The sequence below is a fragment of the Streptomyces sp. AHU1 genome (assembly GCF_045343905.1).
In the GTDB taxonomy this organism is placed as follows: domain Bacteria; phylum Actinomycetota; class Actinomycetes; order Streptomycetales; family Streptomycetaceae; genus Streptomyces; species Streptomyces triticiradicis.
Map to the genome: position 1 here is coordinate 3,233,870 of NZ_CP174283.1, position 22,563 is coordinate 3,256,432.

Annotated in this window: 17 protein-coding genes and 1 tRNA gene; 6 read left to right on the top strand and 12 right to left on the bottom strand. The window is 71.0% G+C overall.

The annotated features are described in order from the left end of the window. Positions 1–849: 849 nt before the first annotated feature. Positions 850–3,150: a CDP-glycerol glycerophosphotransferase family protein gene (locus ACICHK_RS14635; RefSeq protein ID WP_406837240.1), complete on the top strand. Its 2,301-nt coding sequence runs from the start codon at positions 850–852 to the stop codon at positions 3,148–3,150. A gap of 83 nt (positions 3,151–3,233) precedes the next feature. After that, on the top strand, positions 3,234–4,148 hold the full coding sequence (gene galU, locus ACICHK_RS14640; RefSeq protein WP_406837241.1) for a UTP--glucose-1-phosphate uridylyltransferase GalU: 915 nt from the start codon (positions 3,234–3,236) through the stop codon (positions 4,146–4,148). Between the two features lie 94 nt (positions 4,149–4,242). Here galU and obgE read toward each other — a convergent pair whose 3' ends face one another. The 7 genes from obgE to ACICHK_RS14675 form a co-directional block, all read right to left on the bottom strand. Continuing rightward, a complete protein-coding gene (obgE, locus tag ACICHK_RS14645; protein WP_406837242.1) occupies positions 4,243–5,679 on the bottom strand; it encodes a GTPase ObgE in 1,437 nt (478 codons plus the stop codon). A gap of 224 nt (positions 5,680–5,903) precedes the next feature. After that, positions 5,904–6,158 (bottom strand): 50S ribosomal protein L27, encoded by a 255-nt coding sequence (gene rpmA, locus ACICHK_RS14650; protein ID WP_037618784.1) that lies wholly within the window; start codon positions 6,156–6,158, stop codon positions 5,904–5,906. 16 nt (positions 6,159–6,174) lie between these two features. Continuing rightward, entirely contained in the window at positions 6,175–6,495 is a 321-nt protein-coding gene (gene rplU, locus ACICHK_RS14655; protein WP_103551359.1) for a 50S ribosomal protein L21, read from the bottom strand. A gap of 257 nt (positions 6,496–6,752) precedes the next feature. Further along, positions 6,753–10,778, bottom strand: a complete 4,026-nt coding sequence (locus tag ACICHK_RS14660) for a ribonuclease E/G (protein WP_406837243.1) — start codon at positions 10,776–10,778, stop codon at positions 6,753–6,755. A gap of 261 nt (positions 10,779–11,039) precedes the next feature. Further along, positions 11,040–11,828: a TIGR03936 family radical SAM-associated protein gene (locus ACICHK_RS14665; RefSeq protein WP_151471374.1), complete on the bottom strand. Its 789-nt coding sequence runs from the start codon at positions 11,826–11,828 to the stop codon at positions 11,040–11,042. Positions 11,829–11,876: 48 nt separating this feature from the next. Continuing rightward, positions 11,877–13,094, bottom strand: coding sequence for a hypothetical protein (locus tag ACICHK_RS14670; protein ID WP_406837244.1), 1,218 nt, complete (start codon positions 13,092–13,094; stop codon positions 11,877–11,879). Positions 13,095–13,207: 113 nt separating this feature from the next. After that, positions 13,208–14,350, bottom strand: a complete 1,143-nt coding sequence (locus ACICHK_RS14675) for a tetratricopeptide repeat protein (protein WP_406837245.1) — start codon at positions 14,348–14,350, stop codon at positions 13,208–13,210. Between the two features lie 332 nt (positions 14,351–14,682). On the opposite strand from ACICHK_RS14675, the gene ACICHK_RS14680 reads away from it, so the two are divergent. Then, entirely contained in the window at positions 14,683–15,369 is a 687-nt protein-coding gene (locus ACICHK_RS14680; protein WP_406837246.1) for a hypothetical protein, read from the top strand. Positions 15,370–15,564: 195 nt separating this feature from the next. On the opposite strand, the gene ACICHK_RS14685 is transcribed toward ACICHK_RS14680, so the two are convergent. The 3 genes from ACICHK_RS14685 to ACICHK_RS14695 form a co-directional block, all read right to left on the bottom strand. Continuing rightward, positions 15,565–15,650 (bottom strand) — tRNA-Asp (locus ACICHK_RS14685). Positions 15,651–15,673: 23 nt separating this feature from the next. Beyond that, a complete protein-coding gene (locus ACICHK_RS14690) occupies positions 15,674–16,897 on the bottom strand; it encodes an RNA-guided endonuclease InsQ/TnpB family protein (protein ID WP_406837247.1) in 1,224 nt (407 codons plus the stop codon). A gap of 575 nt (positions 16,898–17,472) precedes the next feature. After that, complete coding sequence (locus tag ACICHK_RS14695) at positions 17,473–17,817, bottom strand: DUF1330 domain-containing protein (RefSeq protein WP_406837248.1); 345 nt, start codon at positions 17,815–17,817, stop codon at positions 17,473–17,475. 198 nt (positions 17,818–18,015) lie between these two features. On the opposite strand from ACICHK_RS14695, the gene ACICHK_RS14700 reads away from it, so the two are divergent. The 3 genes from ACICHK_RS14700 (at position 18,016) to ACICHK_RS14710 (ending at position 19,632) form a co-directional block, all read left to right on the top strand. Continuing rightward, entirely contained in the window at positions 18,016–18,237 is a 222-nt protein-coding gene (locus ACICHK_RS14700) for a hypothetical protein (RefSeq protein ID WP_406837249.1), read from the top strand. A gap of 194 nt (positions 18,238–18,431) precedes the next feature. Continuing rightward, positions 18,432–18,842, top strand: coding sequence for a hypothetical protein (locus ACICHK_RS14705; RefSeq protein ID WP_151471382.1), 411 nt, complete (start codon positions 18,432–18,434; stop codon positions 18,840–18,842). A 319-nt stretch (positions 18,843–19,161) separates the two neighbouring features. Continuing rightward, positions 19,162–19,632 carry a VOC family protein gene (locus ACICHK_RS14710; RefSeq protein ID WP_406837250.1) on the top strand — a complete coding sequence of 157 codons (471 nt, stop codon included), beginning with the start codon at positions 19,162–19,164 and terminating at the stop codon, positions 19,630–19,632. Positions 19,633–19,867: 235 nt separating this feature from the next. Here ACICHK_RS14710 and ACICHK_RS14715 read toward each other — a convergent pair whose 3' ends face one another. Both ACICHK_RS14715 and ACICHK_RS14720 read right to left on the bottom strand, forming a co-directional pair. After that, entirely contained in the window at positions 19,868–20,959 is a 1,092-nt protein-coding gene (locus ACICHK_RS14715) for a PP2C family protein-serine/threonine phosphatase (RefSeq protein ID WP_406837251.1), read from the bottom strand. Positions 20,960–22,011: 1,052 nt separating this feature from the next. Beyond that, on the bottom strand, positions 22,012–22,248 hold the full coding sequence (locus ACICHK_RS14720) for a hypothetical protein (protein WP_406837252.1): 237 nt from the start codon (positions 22,246–22,248) through the stop codon (positions 22,012–22,014). Positions 22,249–22,563 lie beyond the last annotated feature (315 nt).

Sequence of the window (22,563 nt, forward strand, 5' to 3'; positions counted from 1 at the left end):
CACGGCTCCGGTCATCCCGCCGTACCCGTGAGGACCCGGCTCAAACGGATGCGGTGCCGAAACGGTCCCGCCGGCGTTCCCATCACCGGAAACGGCCTCGATTTCCGGCCGCGGCGACCTCGGCCGCCGAAGATCACCGGTCGCGGTGACCGGCGAATCCGGCACGGACGAAATGCGGCCCTCCGGACCGTCGGGGAATCCAGGCGCTCCGACGGCCCGCCGCCAGAAAAGCCGAAAACCTTCTTGATTCCGCAGATCCGGTGTGCGCGCCCGTGCGCGCCGAAGACACGGACGGAAAGATTTTCCTTTTCGAGAGGGCTATCGGCCGTCGTACTCGATCACGGACGGATCCCGCGCACGTCGGGGACCCTCGTCGGCGCGGCGGGCGCTCCGCCGGTCCCGTCGGCGTGACGCAGGGCTCACACGCCCCCTTCGCGCCCCGCGGGGCGACATCACCCCGGGACCCGCGGTCACCGGCGAACGGCCCGCCTCGGCCGGTGCCTTCGCCCGGCTTCCACCCAACTCCCGCGCAAAGCACGGTCGGACGGAACACCGCTGGTCCAGAGGGGACGGGAACACCGAGGAGCAATAGCCTCCGGGCATCCGAGGCACAGGACCTGCAACAGGCAACGGCACAGGGCGAACCGCGGACGCTTTAGAGAGCGGAAAGGTTGCGGCGCGACCGGGATGAAACACGCCACACTCCGGCAGCCTCGGCCATACCGGAGCGTACGCTAGGGTTCCGGCTACGTTAACCTAGCGCTGTGTCCCCTGCGCCCCGTCGCGGTCCCGAACGGCCGGAATGCGAGGCGCAGATGAGTTTGATCTGCGATCCCAGGAGCCCTGAGTATGCCTGTGCCGAATGGTAACGCTTCGCCCAAGATAAGCGTTGTCGTACCCGTTTACAAGGTTCAGGGGTACCTGCGAGCCTGTCTGGACTCCATTCTCCAGCAGTCGTTCACCGATTTCGAGATCGTCGCCGTGGACGACCACTCCCCGGACTCCTGCGGCCGAATACTAGACGAGTACGCCCAGAATGACAGCCGTGTAGTTCCCGTGCATTTCACGGAGAACCAGGGAATCGGAAAGGCGCGCGACGCGGGCGCGCTGAAGTCGCGCGGTGAGTACATCCTCTTCCTGGACAGCGACGACACCCTCGCCGACGGCGCGCTCCAGGCCATCGCGGAGCGGCTCGAGGCCACCGGCGACCCGGACATCCTCCTGGTGAACCACGTCCGCACGTACTGGAACAACCGGGTCCAGGCGAGCGCCGCCGGGGAAATGCTCTCCGCCGCCGGCACGGACGTCTTCACCGCGCTGGAGCGCCCCGAATACCTGAACATGTTCGCCGTGGTGTGGAACCGGGCTTACCGCCGGGACTTCTACGTCGGCAACGGTTTCACCTTCACCGACGGCATCTACGAGGACGCCCTCATGGTCTACAAGACCATGCTGACGGCCGACCGCATCGCCGCCACCGACCACGTCTGCGTCGAATACCGCCAGCGCCGCCAGGGCAATTCCATGCGCACGCCCGGCCGCAAGCACTTCGGCATCTTCGAGCAGTACGCCCGGCTCTTCGACTTCCTCGACGAGCGTCCGCACCTGGAGCCCGTGCGGGCCCTCCTGTTCGAGCGCATGGCCAGCCACTTCCTGTTCACCCTGGCCCGCGAGGACCGCATCGTCCCGCAGGACCGGGCGCCGTTCTTCAAGCTGGCCGCCGAGCAGTACAAGCGGTTCAAGCCGAAGGACTTCACGGTTCCCGAGGGCACCATGGGCGTGAAGTTCGACCTCCTGGCCCGCGGTTCGTACCCCGCGTACGCCGCGATGACGATCGCGTCCTCCACCCGCCAGAAGGCCATCAAGCGCGTCACCAAGGCGAAGACGAAGCTCGGCAAGACGGCGTACAACCGGCTCTACCGCCTGCACAAGCGCCGCCCGATCGACGAGAACCTCGCGGTCTACGCGGCCTACTGGAACCGCGGAGTCGCCTGCAACCCCGCGGCCATCTACTACAAGGCCAAGGAACTCGCCCCGCACATCCACGGCGTGTGGGTCGTGCGCCGCGGCGGCGAGGAGAACGTCCCCGCCGGCGTGGACTACGTGGTGGCGAACTCCCCGCGCTACTGGGAGGTCATGGCACGCGCCAAGTACCTCATCAACAACGTCAATTTCCCCAACGAGTTCGTCAAGCGCCCGGGGCAGATCCACCTGCAGACGCACCACGGCACGCCGTTGAAGCAGATGGGCATCGACCAGCAGCGCTTCCCCGCGGCCGCCAAGAACATGAGCTTCGGCAAGATGCTCGAGCGCGCCGACCGCTGGGACCTGAGCCTGACGTCCAACCAGCACTCCACGGAGATCTGGGAGCGCGTCTACCCCTGCGCCTTCGAGGCGGTCGAGTACGGCTACCCCCGCAACGACGTCTACTTCCGGTCCACCGCCGAGGACGTCCAGCGGATCCGTACCGAGCTCGGCATCCCCGAGGGCAAGACGGCCATCCTGTACTGCCCCACGGTGCGCGACTACCAGACGGGATACGTCCCGCGGATCGACCTGGAGCGCTTCTGCCGTGAACTGGGCCCCGACCACGTCGTCCTGGTGCGCACCCACTACTTCTACGGTGCCGACCCGCGGCTCCAGGCGCTGCAGGAGCGCGGTCTGATCAAGGACGTGTCCGCCTACCCGGTGGTCGAGGACCTCTGCCTGGCGGCCGACGCGCTCATCACCGACTACTCGTCCATCATGTTCGACTACGCCTGCCTGGACCGTCCCATCGTCACCTACGCGGACGACTGGGAGGTCTACAGCCGGGCCCGCGGCGTGTACTTCGACATCCTCTCCGGGAACCCGGGGGAGACGCCGGGCGCGAGCGCGACGAACGAGGACGAGCTGATCGAGGTCTTCCGCTCCGGCGCCTGGAACGGCGAGCGGGCCGCCGAGCTGCGCGCGGCGTTCCGCGAGCGCTTCGTGCAGTTCGACGACGGCAACGCCGCCGAGCGTGTCGTGCGCAGGCTGTACCTGAACCAGGAGCCCGCGCCGGCCATCCTCCCGCTGGACGAGCGGACCCCGGCTCCGGCCCCGAACGCCGCGCAGGCGCGGATCGTGGCGCAGCGCTCGGGTGAGCAGCACGGCCTCATCGACGCGTGATCCTGCCGACGTACGTATGACAGCGAGTGGCCCGGACATGTCCGGGCCACTCGGCCGTTCGACGAGAGAAACCGAGAAGCACGATGGCATCGCACCCCAGGATCACCAAGGCTGTCATTCCCGCGGCAGGTCTGGGCACCCGGTTCCTGCCGGCGACCAAGGCCACTCCCAAGGAGATGCTGCCGGTCGTCGACAAGCCGGCGATCCAGTACGTGGTCGAAGAGGCCGTGTCGGCGGGTCTTGACGACGTCCTGATGATCACCGGCCGCAACAAGCGCCCCCTCGAGGACCACTTCGACCGCAACTACGAACTGGAATCCGCCCTCCAGAAGAAGGGCGACGCCAGCCGGCTCGCCAAGGTCCAGGAATCCAGCGACCTCGCCACCATGCACTACGTGCGCCAGGGCGACCCCCGGGGCCTTGGCCACGCCGTCCTGTGCGCCGCCCCCCACGTCGGCCACGAACCCTTCGCCGTCCTCCTCGGCGACGACCTCATCGACCCCCGCGACCCCCTGCTGGCCCGCATGGTCGAGGTCCAGGAACAGCACGGCGGCAGCGTCATCGCCCTCATGGAGGTCGCCCCCGAACAGATCCACCTCTACGGCTGCGCCGCCGTGGAGACCACCGGCCAGGACGACCTGGTCAAGGTGACCGGCCTGGTCGAAAAACCCGACGCGGCCGACGCCCCCAGCCGCTACGCCGTCATCGGACGCTACGTCCTGGACCCCCACGTCTTCGACATACTGCGTACGACCGAGCCCGGCCGCGGCGGCGAGATCCAGCTCACCGACGCCCTCCAGCAGCTCGCCGCGGACGAGAAGGTCGGCGGCCCCGTGCACGGCGTCGTCTTCCAGGGCCGCCGCTATGACACCGGCGACCGCGGCGACTACCTGCGTGCCATTGTCAGACTCGCATGCGAACGTGAAGACCTGGGACCGGACTTCCGGACCTGGCTCCGCAGTTACGTAACCGAGGAGATCCCTGGCGACGCCGGCTGATCACGCCACCCGGACATGAGAGGGCGGGCCGGAGGTTTTCCTCCGGCCCGCCCTCTCATGTCGTCACCGCGGTACCGAGCGGACCGGGCGGTGCCTAGAACGGCTCGAAGTCGTCGTACGCCTTCTCCGACTCGTCCCGCTCGGCCTGCTTGTCCCGGCGGCGCTGGGTCGCGGGGCGCGGAGCGTCGAAGCGGTGGTCCTCACCGCGGCGGCCCAGCATCTCCGCACCGGCCATGACGGTGGGCTCCCAGTCGAAGACGACCGCGTTCTCCTCGGGGCCGATGGCGACGCCGTCGCCGGCGCGGGCGCCCGCCTTCATCAGCTCGGCCTCGACGCCGAGGCGGTTGAGCCGGTCGGCGAGGTAGCCGACGGCCTCGTCGTTGTTGAAGTCGGTCTGGCGCACCCAGCGTTCGGGCTTCTCGCCACGCACGCGGAAGAGGCCGTCCTCCTCCTGCGTCACGGTGAAGCCGGCGTCGTCGACCGCCTTCGGACGGATGACGATCCGCGTCGCCTCCTCCTTGGGCTTCGCGGCCCGCGACTTCGCGACCGTGTCGGCGAGCGCGAAGGACAGCTCCTTCAGGCCCGTGTGGGCGACCGCGGACACCTCGAAGACGCGGTAACCGCGGGCCTCCAGGTCCGGGCGCACCATCTCCGCCAGGTCCTTGCCGTCCGGCACGTCGATCTTGTTGAGGACGACCATGCGCGGACGGTTGTCGAGACCCCCGTACTGTCCCAGCTCCTCCTCGATGATGTCGAGGTCGGAGACCGGGTCGCGCTCGGATTCGAGCGTGGCGGTGTCCAGGACGTGGACGAGCACGCTGCACCGCTCGACGTGGCGCAGGAACTCCAGGCCGAGGCCCTTGCCCTGGCTGGCACCGGGGATGAGGCCGGGCACGTCCGCGATGGTGTAGACGGTCTCGCCGGCGGTGACCACGCCCAGGTTCGGGACGAGGGTCGTGAAGGGGTAGTCCGCGATCTTCGGCTTGGCGGCGGACAGGACCGAGATGAGCGAGGACTTGCCGGCGCTCGGGTAGCCGACGAGGGCCACGTCGGCGACGGTCTTCAGCTCCAGGACGATGTCCTGGAGGTCCCCGGGCACGCCGAGCAGCGCGAACCCGGGCGCCTTGCGGCGGGCCGAGGCCAGCGCCGCGTTGCCGAGGCCGCCGCGGCCGCCCTCGGCGGCGACGTACGAGGTGCCGTGTCCCACGAGGTCCGCGAGGACGTTGCCCGCCTTGTCGAGCACGACGGTGCCGTCCGGCACGGGCAGGACCAGGTCCTGGCCGTCCTTGCCGGAGCGGTTGCCGCCCTCGCCGGGCTTGCCGTTGGTGGCCTTGCGGTGCGGCGAGTGGTGGTAGTCGAGCAGCGTGGTGACGGACTGGTCGACGACCAGGGTCACGTCACCGCCACGGCCGCCGTTGCCGCCGTCCGGGCCGCCGAGCGGCTTGAACTTCTCCCGGTGCACGGAGGCACAGCCGTGGCCTCCGCTACCCGCGGCGACGTGCAGCTCGACGCGGTCCACGAAGGTGGTCATGTGGGGTGCCTCCAGCACTTCGGTTACATCGGTTACTTCAGTGCGTACGCACTTCGGATACTTCGGTGCGTACGGAATGTCTCTTGCGTAACACGCGAAAGGCGGACCCGCTTCCCGTGGGGGAAGTGAGGTCCGCCTCGCGAAGAACTTCGGTTCTACGGAGCCTGGGCCCCGAGGCCTGCGACCGGTCCGCGTGGGACCGGATCAGCCTCGACGGGACTGGATCAGGCGACCGGAACGATGTTCACGACCTTGCGGCCACGGTGCGTGCCGAACTCGACCGCACCGGCGGCCAGCGCGAACAGCGTGTCGTCCTTGCCACGGCCGACGCTGACGCCGGGGTGGAAGTGGGTGCCACGCTGGCGGACCAGGATCTCACCGGCGTTGACGGTCTGACCGCCGAAGCGCTTCACACCGAGCCGCTGAGCGTTGGAGTCGCGACCGTTCCGAGTGGACGATGCGCCCTTCTTGTGTGCCATGTCTCAGTCCCTACCCTTACTTCGCAGCCGCGGGGATCTCAGTGACCTTGATCGCCGTGTACTGCTGGCGGTGGCCCTGACGACGGCGGTAGCCGGTCTTGTTCTTGTAGCGAAGGATGTCGATCTTCGCACCCTTGTGGTGGTCCACGACCTCGGCCTGGACCTTGATGCCGGCAAGGACCCAGGGGTCGCTCGTCACGGCTTCGCCGTCGACGACGAGCAGGGTCGAGAGCTCGACCGTGTCGCCAACCTTGGCGGTGGAAATCTTGTCAACCTCAACGATGTCGCCGACAGCAACCTTGTGCTGGCGACCACCGCTGCGCACGATGGCGTACACGCGGATCTCTCTTTCGCTCGGAACGGACCCCGCAGTCCAGCCGACCGGGAACGAACACGGAAGGCCTCTCCCGGTCACCGGGGTGTCCGAGAGGAAGAGGTTTACGGGGGTGCGGCGCGTCAGGGGACACGCCGACGGTCAAGGTTACGGGGCCGCGACCGAAAGGGTCAAACCAGGCCGGGCCCCGCGGGTGTGCCACCGGTCACGCGGTGTCCCCGGCCCGCTCGACGCGCGGGCCGGGGACGCCGAGCGGAGCCTCAGCTCTCGTCGGTGGAGGCCGTGACGGTGGAGAGCGTCTGCTCCGCCGCCGCGGTCTTCTTCGCCGTGGACTTGGCGGCCGTCTTCTTCGCGGTCGCCTTCTTGGCCGTGGTCTTCTTCGCGGCCGTCTTCTTGGCGGCGACGGTCTTCTTGGTGGCGGCCTTCTTCGCCGTCACCTTCTTGGCCGTCTTGCGGGCCGCCGCCTTCTTGGCCGCAGGTGCCTCGGCGTCGGCCTCGGGCTCGGCGACCGGCTCGGCGGCCTCGGGCTCGGTGGCCGGCTCCGCCGCGGCCGACGGGACGACCACGACGGCCGCCTCCGCGGACGCGGTGGGCGCGGTGGCCTTGCGCACGGCACGGCGGCGCGGACGGGCCGGCGCGGCGCTCTCGGCGGGGGCCTCGGCCACCGCCTCGGCCTCGACCTCGGCGGCGGGCGCCGGAGCCTCGACGGCGGGCGCCGTGACCGGCTCCGTGACCGTCACCACGGCCTCCTCGGCCGACTTGGGCGAACCGGCCGGCGCCGACACCTTGCGGGTCGCACGACGGCGCGTACGGCCCTGAGGGGCGGCCTCGGCCTCCGCCGGGGCCGCGGGGGCCTCGACGGTCTCGGCCGGAGCCTCGGCGACCGGCTGCTCGGCCACGGACCGCTCGGCGGCCGGAGCCTCGACGACCGGGTCCTCGGCCGCGAACGGCTCGGCCTCGGCGGCCTCACGGGACCGGGCGGCGGCCCGCTCGGCGCGCTCCTCGCGCCGGGTCCGGGGAGCGCGCTCCTCGGTCCTCGGCGCACCCGCGGGAGCGGACGCGCGCCGGGAGGCACGGCGACGCGAGCGGCCACGGGTGGCCGCGGCCTCCGCCTCGGCGGCGCTGCCGTACAGCTCCTCGTCCGGCTGGAACTCGGTCTCGACCAGCGCGACGGGCGCGGCGACCTCGGCGGCCACCTCGGCCTCGGTCTCCACCTCCGGCTCCTCGGCCGGCTCCTGCGCGAGCTCGTGGTCGTGCTCGTGGACCTGCTCGGCGCCGCCGCGGCCGCGCTTCTTGCGCTTGCCGCCGCCACCGATGGACGTCGGCTGCTCCATGTGCACGATGACGCCACGGCCGTTGCAGTGGACGCAGGTCTCGGAGAAGGACTCCAGCAGGCCCTGGCCCACCCGCTTGCGGGTCATCTGCACGAGGCCCAGCGAGGTCACCTCGGCCACCTGGTGCTTCGTGCGGTCGCGGCCCAGGCATTCGAGCAGGCGCCGCAGCACCAGGTCGCGGTTGGACTCCAGGACCATGTCGATGAAGTCGATGACGACGATGCCGCCGAGGTCGCGCAGCCGCAGCTGGCGCACGATCTCCTCGGCCGCCTCCAGGTTGTTCCTGGTGACGGTCTCCTCGAGGTTGCCGCCCTGACCGGTGAACTTTCCGGTGTTGACGTCGACCACGATCATGGCCTCGGTCTTGTCGATCACCAGCGAGCCGCCGCTGGGCAGCCAGACCTTGCGGTCCAGCGCCTTCATCAGCTGCTCGTCGATCCGGTACGTGGCGAAGACGTCGACCTCGGAGGTCCACTTCGACAGCCGGTCGGTCAGGTCGGGCGCCACGTGGGAGACGTAGCCGTGGATGGTCTCCCACGCCTCGTCGCCGCTGACGATGACCTTGGAGAAGTCCTCGTTGAAGATGTCGCGGACGACACGGACCGTCATGTCCGGCTCGCCGTAGAGCAGCGTCGGGGCGTTGCCGCTCTTCGCCTTCTTCTGGATGTCCTCCCACTGCGCCTGCAGACGCTCGACGTCACGGCGCAGCTCGTCCTCGCTCGCGCCCTCTGCGGCGGTGCGCACGATGACGCCCGCGTCCTCGGGGACGATCTTCTTGAGGATGGTCTTCAGACGCGCGCGCTCGGTGTCGGGCAGCTTGCGGCTGATGCCGGTCATCGAGCCCTCGGGCACGTACACGAGGTAGCGGCCCGGGAGGGAGACCTGGCTGGTCAGACGGGCGCCCTTGTGGCCGATCGGGTCCTTGGTGACCTGCACGAGGACGGACTGGCCGGACTTGAGGGCGGACTCGATGCGGCGCGGCCCGTTGGCCATGCCGAGCGCCTCGAAGTTGACCTCGCCGGCGTAGAGCACCGCGTTGCGGCCCTTGCCGATGTCGATGAAGGCCGCCTCCATCGACGGCAGCACGTTCTGGACCTTGCCCAGGTAGACGTTGCCGACGTACGAGGTCGCCTGCTCCTTGTTGACGTAGTGCTCGACGAGCACGTTGTCCTCGAGGACGCCGATCTGGGTGCGCTCGCCGCTCTGGCGGACGACCATCACGCGCTCGACGGCCTCGCGGCGGGCCAGGAACTCCGCCTCGGTGATGATCGGAACGCGGCGGCGGCCCTGCTCGCGGCCCTCACGGCGGCGCTGCTTCTTCGCCTCCAGACGGGTCGAGCCCTTGATGGACTGCACCTCGTCCGAGGGCTGCTCCTCGCGCCGGCCGCGCGGCTCGCGGACCTTGACGACGGTGCGCTCGGGGTCGTTCTCGCCGGGCTGCTCGGCGTCGCCGCCGGAGTCACCGGCGCGGCGACGGCGACGGCGCCGGCGACGGCTGCTGCTGGAGCCGCCCGTCTCCTCGCGCTCCTCCGCCTCCTCGGCGTCCTCCTCGGCGGTGTCCTCGGCGTCCTGGGCGGCCTGCTCGGCGGCGTACTCGTCCTCGGCGGATTCGCCGTCCGACTCGGCGGACTCGCCACGGCGGCGACGGCGGCCACCGCGACGGCGGCGGCGACGGGAGCCCGCGGACTCCTCCTCGCCCTCGTCACCCTCGACGGCGTCCTCCGCGTCCTCCGCGTCCTCGGCGGACTCCAGGTCCTCCGCGGACTCGGCGGCCTCGGCGTCCTCGACGGACTCCTGCGGCTCCTCCGTCACGGCCACGGGCTCGTCCTCGAAGCCCCGGCGACGGCGGCGCCTGCTGCGGGGAGCGGCCGGCTCCTGGACGGTCTCGGCCGGCTCGGCGGCCTCAGCGGCCTCGGCCGCCTCGGCGGCGGCCGCGGCGGCGGCCCGCTCGGGCGTCTGGAACATCGGCTCGGTGAAGACCGGGGCCTGGAACACGGCGACGGCCGGACGGGCGGGGCGCCGCGAGGACTCCTCGGTGTCCTTCTGCGCGGGCGCCGAGAAACCGACGGCGGCCTTGCGGGTGGCGCGGCGGCGGGCACGGCGCGGACCGCCCTCCTCGCCCTGCGCGGCCTCGGCCTCGGCGGCCTCGGCCTCGACGGCCGCAGGCTGCGCGGGCTCCTCGGGCTTGCTCTCGCCGCTCACGGGCGCCTCCACCGGCTCGGCGGCGGTGTCGCCCTCGGGCGCGCCGGCGGGGGCGGTGGCCCGGCGGGTGGCACGACGGCGGGTCGTGCGGCGCGGAGCGGCCTCCTCGGCGGCGGGCGCCTCGGGCTCGGCCTCCGTGGTGGCGGGGGCGGCGACCGGCTCGGCGGCGGTCGTCACGACCTCGGCGGCCTCGGCCGCGGCGGGTGCGCCGGCGGGGGCGGAGGCCCGACGGGTGGCACGGCGGCGGGGGCGTCCGGCGGGAGTCGTCTCCTCGGCGGCGGCCGGGGTCTCCTCGACGGGCAGGCTCCCGGACTCGGCGACAGCGGCGGCGGGCGCCACGGTCTCGGCGGTCTCGGCGGCGGCCTCGGCCGCGGCGGGCGCGCCGGCGGGGGCGGAGGCCCGACGGGTGGCACGGCGGCGTGTACGGCGCGGTGCGGCGTCGTCGGTGGTGACGGCGGCCTCGGCCGGGGTCACCTCGGTCTCCTCGACCGCGGCCGCAGCGGCGGTCTCCTCGGTCTCGTCCGTCTCCTCGGCCTCGGTGTCCGCGGAGGTCACGGCCCCCGCGGGGGCTTCCTCCGCCATGAGGTCGGCGGACGCGACGGCCGGTATGGCCGGCGCGGTGGTCTCGGAGGCGGCGGCCGGCGGACCGGCGGGGCGCGACGCCGCACGGCGGCGGCGCCGCGGCGGCAGGGTGTCGCTGGGAGTGTTGTTGTTGTCGGAACCCTCGGTGGGTTCGGTCGGCTCGAGCATGCGGGTGGATCTCCCGTCAGGCTCCCGGGCGCCGCACCCGGTCCGGCGATGCCGGTGACGTCCGCGGCTCGCGCTGTGCGCGGTGCCGCCGTCCGGGGCGCGGGCGCCGCACGGGAGCTCTCTGTGTCCTGTCTCGCCGGTTCCGTACACCATGTGTGCGTACGGCCTGGCGAAAGTCTTAAGGTCGGTGCGCTGCCCGACCCAGGTGGCTCCCGGATACGAGGGCGGCGCTACGACATCTGTCCTTACGCGGGACCTTCCTTACGCCGACGCCTTCGCGGCGGCGGTCCCGGCGGCCCCTGTGCGATCGGCTGGGGCGGCTGCGACTGCCTCGCGGTCGGGCGCGAGCGGGTCGGTCACCGTGCCGGTCTCTTCATCGAACAGCCCCTGCGCCAGCCTGGTCACCGCTGCGGCGACCGGCGGCGCCAGGTCGGCCACGGCGCGAAGACCGGACAGGACGTCGTCGGGTCGAACGGCAGGCGTCACGTGCCGAACAACCAGCCGCAGTATCGCACAGGGCTGGTCGGTCGGCCTATCAGCCTGGGGACTGTGCGTCTCGGGGGTCGTCCCGAGGCTCGCCACGGCACCGCGGGCGTCGAACGTCCGCATGCCGTTCTTGGTCTTGCGGCTGACCTCGACGGTCTCGGCCGTGTTGAAGGCCTCCACCGCGCGCTCCGCGTCCGCCGGGTCCACGCCGTCGAGGCGCATCTCCCACACGGAGGCGGTGAGCCGGTCGGCGAGACCCGAGACGCGGGCCTCGACCGCCTCGATGATGTCGAGCCCCTGGGGCATCGACTCGTCGAGGAGCTCGCGCAGTTTCTCGGGGTCGCGCCGGTCGGTGAGCGCGATCTCCAGGTACTCCGCCTCGCTGCCCGTGCCGGTGGGTGCGGCATTGGCGTACGACACCTTCGGATGAGGCGTGAACCCCGCCGAGTACGCCATGGGTACGGCGGCACGGCGCAGGGCACGCTCGAAGGCGCGCTGGAAGTCACGGTGGCTGGTGAACCGGAGGCGGCCGCGCTTGGTGTAGCGCAGTCGGATGCGCTGCACCGCGGGTGCGGGCGGCGGGCCTTCGGGCTGTCGCTTGCCCAGTGTCGCTCAGTCCTTCATGAGTGCGGTCGTACTGCTACCTAGAGTACGTGTCTCACCGGCCGCTGGTTCCCGCCGGGCGACCGGCTGTGGTTCCGCGGGGGTTCCGAAGAGCATCCGCCGGAAGTCGGCGCGGGCCTGCCGGGCGCTGTCCCGGGCGGACTCCAGGGCCTGCCGAGCCGTCCGCCGGACCGCGCGCGCCGCCTCGGCCGCGGGCCTGAGGACCAGATCGCGTACGGCGTGCCCGACCGGTGTCAGCACGGTCCGGTAGGCCCAGCGCGCCGGTTCCACGAAGGTCCACCGGAAAAGACGCGCGAGGAAGCGTCCGACGGCGAGCGAGACGTACCCGGCGATCCGCCACGCGTGCCCGAGGGCCTCGGCGATCTCCCTGGCCACGACGGCGAGGGCCCGCCCGACGGGGACGAGGACCCACCGCCACACCGCGAGGGCGGGGAGCACCAGCAGGACACGGGCCGTCCAGTGAAGCGCGGCACCGATGCCCACGAAGACCGTCCGTACGATCCGTGCGCACCACCCGGCGAGGAAGGCGATCCCCCTGCCGACGGGGGCGAGGACCCATGTGTACAGCCACACGGCGGGGACCACGAGCAGGTACCGGACCAGCCAGGCGACGGCGGTGTACGCCCCGAACGCGACGGCCGCGAGGACCATGCCGATGCCCTTGAACACCCAGGCGACAGCGCGCCCGACGGGGGTGAGCAGCCGCGCGTACACCCAGCCGCACACGGCCTCGACACCGCCGAGGATCCAGTCGAGCACGGTCAGGACGCCGCCGGCGCACCACTTGAGCGCGGTCAGGAGCCCCGTGAACGTCAGGGCGAGCAGGGCGCCGGCCTTCCGGGCCGTCCAGGCGAGGGCGTGACCGAGCGGGGTCAGGACCGTGCGGTACAGCCAGACCGCGGGCACGACGAGCAGCACGTGCCCGAGCCGGGCCAGTGCCCCGCCGACCGGCAGGACGACGTACCGCCACAGCGCCACCCAGGGCCAGACGAACAGCGCCCGTGCCACCCATCCGAAGGCCCGCCCGAGCGGCCGGAACAGCGTGTCCCGGAGAAACCTTCCGCTCACGACGAGCGCGTCCCACACCATCCGTACCGGCACGACGAGGACGAGCACCACGATCCGCACCGGAACGCGGATCGCGACGGCGAGACATCCCTCGGCCTGCGTGGCGGGCCGGGCCGCGGACGGTTTTTCCAGATCCATACCTGCGTAGACGCACCGGACGCCCCGATGGATGCGACATATCAGCACCCGGCGTACACGACGCGCCGTCACCCGGCGGCACGACCGTCCTCCCTCCCCGGGCTCCCGGACCGCTACCCGCCGTCGGTCCCGCCCGGCCGGGACGCCTTCGTCCCGTCGGGAACGGGGGCCGGCGGGGGGACGGTGGCGAGGCGCCGGACGGAGAACTCGCGGTTGATCCCGGTCTGGCGCCGGACCGCCTCGGGCAGGTCGGGCAGGGCCAGCAGCCGGTCGCAGGCCCGGACCGAGCCCGCGTGGTCACCCACCCAGTAGGCGGTGATCGAGTACTCGAAGAGCAGGCCCCAGCGGTACACCCAGCTCCGGGTGAACAGCAGGTCGTCCGGTTCGGGCCGGTCGAGGGCGGCGCCGAGCAGGGCGTGCGCGGTGTGGTGCCGGCCCAGGACCCGCAGCCGGGAGGCCAGTTCGTAGCAGGCCTCGAGGCGTTGCGGACGCACCTCCCAGGCACGGGAGAACGCGTCCATCGCCCCCGGCCAGTCCCCGGTCCTCTCGGCCTTGAGGAGACCGGCCTCCAGGAGCGAGACGTAGACCTCCTCCGGCCAGCCGCCCATCGCCGCGCGCCGCTCGTACAGCGCGACCGCCTCATCGGCGTTCCCGAGGTCGCGTTCGGTGTTGGCGAGGTAGAAGACCGTACGGGTGTTGGCGGGGTCGCGCTCCAGTTCGCCCCGCAGCAGGCGGGCGTCGCGTTCGAACTTGTCGGCGCGGCAGCCGCCGTCGGCGTGGTCCTCGATCACCAGCGCGTCCAGGTTCTCCTGGGCGTCGGGCCCGTCGGTGCACGGGTACTCGTGGGTGACGCCCTCGTAGCGCCAGTCCCTGTCGCCCCGCATCAGGTGCTTGAAGCGGTGCTGGGTGCCCGGGGTGTCGTAGCGCAGCATGTACGAGGTCGCCGTCAGCGGCGGCAGCGGGGCGTCCTGGCGCAGGACGTGGTCGGCGTCGACGGTGAGGAGGAAGTCGGCCCTGCCCCGGGCGCGCCGGATGTTCCGGGTCCGGTTGTGGCCGAAGTCGACCCAGGGCTCCTCGTGGAGTTCGCCCGGGACGCCGGCGAGTGCCGCGCGGATCAGGTCCTGGGTGCCGTCCGTCGAACCCGTGTCGGAGATCACCCAGGTGTCGATCAGGTGGCGGACCGAGCCGAGACAGCGTTCGATGACCCGCGACTCGTTCTTGACGATCATGCAGAGGCAGATGGTCTGCGGCTTCACGGCGGCCAATGTGGCACACGCCGGACGCCCGGCGGCGCTCCGGACGGGACCGGGCACCGAAACAGCGCCCGATCGGCCGCAGCCGGACCGGCTTCGCGTCCGGGGCGGGCGATCGCCACGACGGGAGAGCGTCCCGATCGGGCACGGCGCGTCCGACGCCGGTCCACCGGACGGCAATTGAGTGGGAGTCACCTGATCGTCTCGAATTGGGCTGATTTGATGATATGTATGGCGCGTTTCCATGGAACGCGCCGGTCCGACCGGCGTCGACGGGTCAAGCTCGCGATCGGCCTCAGGAAAATCCCACCGATCGATTCGAGGAGCGCCCCCGTATGAATCGCGAGTCCCGGACCGCCTGCCTGCCGGGCCCGCCGGCCCGCGGCCGGTTCAAGAGGGCGGGTGTGGTCACGTCGCTGGCGCTGGTGATGGCGTCGGGGGTGGTAGGCCCCGCGACACCGGCGGACCTGGCCGCGTCCGACCGCACGACGGCGGCGCCGGACGGCGGCGACGGGTGCAGGCCGCGCCGTGTCGAGGACCGGGTCCCCGCGAGCGAACCCGCCGACGGCGTGCGGTGGTGCAGAGGTCCGCGGGGCCCGAGGGGCGCGACCGGCCCGCCGGGCCCCTGCGCCGGGATTGACGCCGCGCAGGAATCGGCGGAGTTCGAGATCCGTCTCGCGCTGACGGGCGGAAGGACGTACGCGGGCATCCGCGACCAGCGGACCGGCGAGCAGCAGACCCTCCTGTGGACCGACCTCAGCGCCCGTCCCGACTATCCCGCGGGCGGCGCGGCCGGGCTGCCCTGCGACGTCGCCGTCAACGCGTACAACCGGTCCACCACGGTGAAGCGCATCAAGTTCGACGTCATCACCACCACGGGCCAGGTCTGGGAAGCCGCCTGTGTCGCGTTCACCACCACCCACCCCGCGACCCTGAACTGCGCCGACCGCATGGGCCGTCCCAAGCCCTGGATCCTCGTCGCCCGGCAGCCGACGCCCGGCGCCGTCAACGGCGGCACATGACCGGTACGCGCAAAGGGTGTCCGAAGAGCCGACGGCCGACGCCTCACGGCATCCCGCGGAGGACCGGGAGCGTCCCGCCCGCACGACGGAGCCGCCCACCCGGATGCCCCGGGACGGGCGGCTCGGTCCAAGCGTTCAGAGATCGAAGTTGGCGACGGCGACGTAGCGTCCCGGGCCGCTGGACGACACCGGCCGGGGCCGGCGGCGGGATTCGAACCCGCGTCGCTCTCTTGACAGGAGAATTGACATGCTCCTCGCCCTGAAGGGCGAGGATTCCGGCCTTCCTTGACTGGCTGCTGTGCCGCTACGCGGCACGGTTTCCGGTCGGGATTCCGTGGCTTCCTGTTTCTTCGCGCTGTGCCAGAACGGGCTCTGGTCTTACCGGCACTCCGCAGGCCGATGCCGCCAGTCCGGCGGCCTGTTTGATGTTGATTGCGGCGTTGTGGTCCCGGTCGTGGAGGGTGCCGCAGGCGGTGCAGGTCCATTCCCGCACGTCGAGGGGTTTGGGTCCGTCCATGGCGCCGCAGGTGGAGCAGGTCTGGCTCGTCGGTTCGAACCGGCCGATCCTGACCAGGGTGCGGCCGTACCGGGCGGCCTTGTACTCCAGCATGCCGATGAACTGTGCCCAGCTTGCGTCATGGACGGACTTGGCCAGCCTGGTGCGTGCGAGTCCTCTGACCGCCAGGTCCTCCACGCCGATCGCTTGGTTGTCGCGGATCAGCTTCGTGGAGACCTGATGGAGGAACTCACGGCGCGCGTCGGCCACCTTGGCGTGGGCGCGGGCCACCTTCAGGCGTGCCTTCTCCCGGTTCCTTGATCCCTTCTGCTTGCGGGACAGCTCCCGCTGGGCCTTCTTCAGCTTCTTTTCCGCCCGGCGCAGGAAACGCGGAGAGTCGATCTTGGTGCCGTCCGAGAGGACCGCGAAGGAGGTCAGGCCGAGGTCGATCCCGATGGCCTGGTCGGCGTCGGGCATCCGGGCGGCGTCGGTGGCGGGGTCGGTGTCGATGACGAAGGAGGCGAAGTACCGTCCCGCGCTGTCCTTGACCACGGTGACCGAGGAGGGCCGTGCGGGCAGGGTGCGGGACCACTTCACCTTCACCGCACCGATCTTGGGCAGGTTCAGACGGCCGCCGGTGGTGATGTTCCAGCGGGCGTTGGCGGTGAACCGGACGGACTGTCGGGTGTCCTTGCGGGACTTGAAGCGGGGCGCACCCAGCCTGGGGCCTTTGCGGGTGCCCTTGAGGGAGGCGAAGAAGTTGCGGTAGGCGGTCTCGGCGTCCCGCAGAGCCTGCTGGAGCACCACGGCGGAGACCTCACCCAGCCAGCACCGCTCCTTCGTCCGCTTGGCCTCGGTGATCAGGCGCGTGGACAGTTCACCGATCTTCGGGAACGGCCGCTGGGCCTTGCGGGCATCTTCACGGGCGCGGACCGCGTCGTTGAACACGACGCGGGCGCACCCGAACGCTCTGGCCAGCGCGGTGCGCTGAGCGACGTCGGGGTACAGCCTGAAGGCGTACCGGAGCTGCATGACGATCACACTAGGCAGGCCGAACCCACATCGTCACCGGGAACATGCGAGCGCCCCGTCACCGGCACGAAGCAGAGTCCGGCTCCGCCGGAACGCCACCGCGACGCTCCGCGTCGCGACCACAGGATCCGCTGGAAGTCTGTTCACGCGATCCCCGCGCCATCGCGAAAACTTCGTAGCGGGCCCCGGGACGAGCGCGAGCGGGGGCCGGACACCGGCCGCGCCCGGCCGTCCCTCACCCCGCCAGAGTCACCAGGACTCAGCCTCCAGGAACAGCGTGATCACCTCCCAGAAGAACCAGAGGATGAACACCAGACACGCGCCCCACAGACCCCAACGGACCTCTCGCCGTAAACGCATGAGCGGATCATCCCCTCCCACCCCCTACCCCGCACGGTCCGGGTCCCGCCACCGGCCCGGCACTTCCACCGCACAGCCAAGAGCCCCTTCCCGCGGGAAGGGCTCGATCGGCCGCACGGACAAAGGTGCGGCCCCGGCGCCCGTCAGTGGTGCCGGACGCCGGGGCCGGCGGGGGCGGGCGTGACCGGCAGAGCCTGTGCGGCACGCCGGGTGTGTTACCTGGGCGCCTGCGCCCGTAGTTTCTCCGCACGTTCACGCGGGTCGTAGCCGGGGCCGACGCCCTCGACCAGGACGAGGTCTCCGTCGATGTGGTCGGCCCGCAGCCGCAGGATCCTCTGGTACCCAGGGGACTCGTACCAGGCGCGGGCCTCGGCCATGCCGGGGAACTCGATCAGCACCATGCTGCCCGGCCAGCTCCCCTCCACCACCGCCGTCGGCGGTCCGTGGACCAGGAAACGGCCGTGGAACGGGTCGAGGGTGTCCTGGATCCTTTCGAGGTACTCGATGACGTCCGGGTGGTGGCGGCGGTCACGCAGGTGCGCGAACCCGTATGCGGGCATATCCGGCCCCTTCGTTCGTTCCGGCAGGACGGCGCGAACGTAGCCAGGAACGCCGCGCGCCACCATTACCTCGGAGGTAAGCGCCGGGGCCGCCCGGACCGAGGCGCGGCCGACGCGCACCGCGGCCCGGTTTCCCGTCCCGCGACAAGGGAACACGGCCGGTGGTATTCCGCGGAGGTACAAAGCGGAGGTACGAAGATGAGCGCCGGAGAACGGGCCAGGGCGAAGGCCGAACAGGTGGTCGGGAAGACCGTGCGGAAGGCGGCCCACGCGCTGCACAAGGAAACCCTCGCGGCGAAGGGCGCCGCCCTCGAGACCCGCGGCAGACTGCGCGGCACGAAGGAACGGGCCAAGGACACCTTCACGCCCTGGCACCTTCACGCCCTGGCACCTTCACGCCCTGGCACCTTCACGCTCTGACGGCCCGCCGGCCCGGTGCCCGGCCCCGCCCGGAACAGCCGACGACCGACGTCGGATCGGGGTGACTCCCGTCCATTCCGCCTGATCCGTCCGAGGTCCGGACCAATGATCTTGGAAGGCTAGAATCGGGCTCAACTCCTCACTCGACCAGAGGAGTTCGCACCGCAAGGCGGGTTGAAGGAACGGGGCACCAATTGAAGAAGACAGTCGGCAGGATCGCCGTGGCCTGCGCCGTGGCCATCGGCGGCGTGATCGCCACCAGCGGTACGGCGAGCGCGTACGGCACCGGGGACTGCACGTACTCGAAGGAGCGGACCGCCTCGGGCAGCGGGGACTCGGTCATCCTCCAGGTCTGGCGGTGCCCGGACGGGCACGACTACGTCAAGGGGATCATCTCCGGCAGCGCGAACGCCTCCAGGGCGCGGGTGTGGCTGGACGACTCGATCAACGGCGGCAGCAGCTGGACCCAGCGCCAGTACACGAGCAGCTCGTCGAGGTCGACGCAGACGCCGCAGAACAACCTGCTGTTCGACGGCTCGCCGCACAAGGTGCGGGCATGCGGTGACACCAGCGGTCACCGGACCATCTGCACCGCCTGGTACTGACCTGGCCGGTACGGCCCCGACCGGGTGACCGGCCGGGGCCGGTCCGCGTCACGGAGCCGCCGCCCACTTCTCGTGGGCGGCGGCTCCGTCCGTACGGGGCAGGGGCGGGGTTCCGCCCGGCTCCCGGCAGACCCCGCGGCCGGCGGACGCTCGCTCCGGCCGACCGCGACCACAACCACGACCCGACCGCGACCACGACCCGGCCGGGACGGCCACGAGCCGGCCGGGATCCGCCGATCCGCCGATGCACCGATGAGTTCCGCCGACCGGACCGGTCCACCAGGACGTACGCCATCGAGCCACCGACTGGAGACCCACCATGACGCACCCCGCACACCCCGGCCGCATGCTGTTCGTGAACATCCCCGTGGCGGACCTCGAGCTCAGCAAGGCGTTCTTCGCCAAGCTCGGGTTCGCCTTCAACCCGAAGTTCACCGACGAGACCGCCGCCTGCATGCTGGTCGGCGAGCACGCCTTCGTCATGCTGCTCACCCGCGAGAAGTTCGCGGAGTTCGCGAAACTGCCGATGGCCGATCCCACCACGCACACGCTGGCGCTGTACTGCTTCAGCGTGTCGTCCCGCGACGAGGTCGACGCGGTCAGCGCCGCCGCGCTCGCGGCGGGCGGCACCGAGGTGGACGGCGCCGAGGACTACGGCTTCATGTACTCGCGCAGCTTCTACGACCTCGACGGCCACGGCTGGCAGGTCATGTGGATGGACCCCGAGGCGGCGGAGCAGGGCCCCGAGGCGTTCGCGGCCTCCACGCAGAATGCCGACACCCCGGCCTGACCCACCGCGTGCCCCACCGCGTGCCGCGCGTACGCCGTCGTCGTACGGCCGACAGCCGCGCCGTGAGCCCCCTCCCGGGCGGGAAGGGGCTCACGGCCACACCCGTTCGGACCCGCGTTCCCGGCCGTCGGCGGCGGCAGGAGCTTCTCGCCGGCGGGACCGGTCCGGACGTGGGTGCCCGTCCGCGGACACCGAGCTGCCCGCGACCACGTCATGACACGCGGCGGGCACGCGGTCATGCACTGTCGTGGGCATGGGTGATGGCCAGCAGCGCCATGTCGTCGGCCCTCCGTCCACCGGTGTGCCGGTGCACGTCGGCCAACACGGCGTCGAGGAGGGCGTCCGGGCAGGCGTACCGGGATCCGGCGAATCTGCCGACCGGGTCGTAGAAGACGCCCCTCTCGTCACGGGCTTCCGTCAGACCGTCCGTGTAGAGCAGCAGGGTCGCGCCTTCCGGGAAGGCCAACGTGTCGACGGGCTCCGGACCGGGGGCCAGCGCGGCCATGCCCAGCGCCGGCGCCGGCCGGCTGGGCTCGACGTACCGCACGGCGTCGGGCAGGAACAGCACGGGTGCCGGGTGGCCCCGGTTGACCAGACGGACTTCCCTTTTCCGGCGGGAGAACTCCACCACCACGCTCGTGATGAACCCTTCGAGTTCGGTCTCGCTGCCCGGCTGCTGGGTCTCACGGGTGGCGGCCCGCTCCAGCCGCTCCACGAGCTCGATCAGACCGGGCTCCCGCAGGGCCGCCTCGCGGAAGGTACCGATGCTTGCCGCCACGGCCCTGACCGCGCCCAGCCCCTTGCCGCGCACGTCCCCGATCATGCAGCGCACGCCGAACGGGGTGTCCACCACGGCATAGAGGTCCCCGCCGATCTGCGCGTCCGCCTGCGCGGCTTCGTAGCGCGCGGCGAAACGAAGCGGACCGCTCGCCTTCGGCGGATCGGGCAGCACGGCCCGCTGGACGGCGACGGCGATGTCGCGCGCGGAGCTCAGCTGGGCCTGAAGGTGGTACAGCAGGCGATTGAGGAAGACCGCGATCACGGACACCGTCGCGACCATGGTCAACTCACTGGCCTCGGGCGGGCTTCTGTGGCGGCCGAAGTGGACGAACATGGCCAGGTCGACAAGGAGCGCGCACACCCCGGTGACGATGGTGCCGCGCAGGGAGAGCAGGGGCGCGGCCATCAGGACCGCGGCCGCGTAGAGGGCCGCGGCGCTGACGTCCTCCGGCGTGACGAAGTCGATCACCGCGGCCAGGAGCAGCAGGACGGCCGGCAGCAGACGCCTCCGTCTTTCCAGCCACAGCCACGCCCCTGGCCTCGCCACACGCTGCTCCAGATGCCGACTGAGATCCCCCTACGGCCCAGGCTAAGGTCCACCTCACCCGCTCGCTTCCGCGCTTCACCCCGGTTCGCCCACACCGCGCTGCCCGCCACCCGGACGGCCCACACATCTGGGACGCACTGCTGCCGGCCTCACGGAAAGCGGCACCGCGCCGACCGTGTCGACGAACCGACGGCGCACCTCCGGGCCGGGCAGCCTTCGGCCACGACAGGCCAGGAACCGGACGTCACGCACGCCCGAACGCCGACGAGCCCCCCTCCCCGGCCGGGAAAGGGGGCTCGTGATCCCATCACGTCAGTGCGAGTGCCCACTCGCAGTCGGCGCCGGACCCGCGTTCTTGACCGTCAGCGGCAGCAACTTCTTGCCGGTCGGGCCGATTTGTATGGCCGTGTCCATCTGCGGGCAGCCGGTTACCCGCAATCGCGCCAAGCCCTGTCGACCACCGTTTTAGGAGCGAGACGAGGCATTTGCTGGCGTGAGCTGCAGAAGCATGGCATGGAGCAAGGTCCGGTGCTTGCACCGTCGTTGCCCTCGAGTCCCCGTAAGGACCCGCCCGTTCTGGCGCGAGAGTGGCATGAGTGGTGGTGAGGCAGCCGACCCTTGTCGCACCCCGGGTCGCGGCCTTTACCGTGCGGACGACCTCACCGACCGCCCAGGCTACGGCCTTCTGATCCGTAGCTCTAGCCAGTCCGGTCAACAACGGTCATTCCGGTCGCTCCGAGGACTCTGAGGAACGCCGACGGGCCGGGGCAGTCGCTGAGGCTGCGGTGCCGCGCTGCTGTTCCAGGATTTCTCCAGGACTGTTGAGGCGCGCCTTGCCGTCGACTTCCTCCCGTGTCCACCGGAAGGAGCTCTCCGGTACGGCGCAGTGACGGACCGAGTCGCCAGTCACCCAAGGCCTCCGCCTGCGTACGTCGGCTTGCCGCACGCTGACCCCCGCCCAGCGCCACAGGCGTGCGACTGGTGGACAAGATCCCGATCACTAACGCAGCTCACCATCACCGCACGGCTGACGCCCACTGAATCCGGAGTTGCTAGTAGTAGAGCCACAGGGGGAATACTCCATTGCCCATGGCGATCACTACTTCACCCGGCCCTTGCGGCGGAGGGTTGTTCGCCGCTGTCGCGCAGTCAGCCGCGCTTCCGAAGTTTCCCTGAAAGTGCCACGTCTTGGCTGCGACACTGCTTGCAGTCCTTGTCTTGAACTCGATTGCCTCCTCCAGCGTGACCGTTCGGTCAGTCGGAAGCTCTTCATACTCCTGATCACCCATGATCATCCTCCTGTCTCGGTTCCCCACCGAGGATGCGTCGGGCTGTGTGGGCTCGCCATTTCTCGGCCGCCTTCCGTGTGGGGTGCGGGTAGCGGAATCCATGAGTGCACAGGCGCCTGCTCACGTTCACCAACCGTGACGGTACCGATGAGATATCCAGGGCTCGTTGCCAGTGGCCTGCTCTACGGGGTCGGCCATGGCACCGTCTGGGATCACTCGTGCAGGCAGAGGGTCTGCCGCACGATCGGGTGACATCTTGACCAGACCCGCTCCTCCGTGGCCCGCGCCGGACTGGTGTCGCGGGACCACAGTGAT